The organism is Pseudomonas sp. P1_F7 (assembly GCF_056405655.1).
Map to the genome: position 1 here is coordinate 1 of NZ_JBFUBR010000072.1, position 695 is coordinate 695.

Genomic DNA, 695 nt, shown 5'->3' on the forward strand with positions numbered 1-695 from the left:
GCCGAGGGTGGCACCGTCACCTACACCGCGACGGTTGGAGCGGCCGTCACCGGTTCGCCGGTCGTCGTGACCCTGGCCAACGGCCAGAGCATCACCATCGAGGTCGGCCAAACCACCGGCAGCGTGACCACCCCCGCACCGAACGACGTGTTGACCGGCCATGCGCCGTTGACCAACTCGATCACCGACGTCAGCGGCGGCAATTACGAAAATCTGGTGGCCGACAAGACGCCGGTTTCGACCACTGTGACCGACACCGTCGACACSACCAACCTCAGCCTGAGCGCTACAAGTTCGGTCGCCGAGGGCGGCTCGATCGTCTACACCGCCACCCTGACCAACGCCGCCGGTTCGCCAGTGACCGTGACCCTGTCGAACGGCGCCGTAATCACCATCGAGGCCGGSAAAACCACCGGCACCGCGACCGTTGCCGCGCCGTCCGACGACGTCTACAAAGACGCCGGCACCGTTCAGGCAACGATCAGCAACGCCACCGGCGGCAGCTTCGAAAACCTGGTGCCGAGCAGCGTACCGGCGGTGACTGAAGTGACCGACACCATCGATACCTCGACGGTGAAACTGACAGCGAGCGAAACCGCGGCCGAGGGTGGCACCGTCACCTACACCGCGACGGTTGGAGCGGCCGTCACCGGTTCGCCGGTCGTCGTGACCCTGGCCAACGGCCAGAGCATCAC

The 695-nt window shown here is 65.9% G+C and carries 1 protein-coding gene; it reads left to right on the top strand.

Annotated features, from left to right (window positions below):
* The coding region (locus AC1D1M_RS31425; protein WP_477778694.1) for an immunoglobulin-like domain-containing protein at window positions 1–695 on the top strand (695 nt) is incomplete at both ends.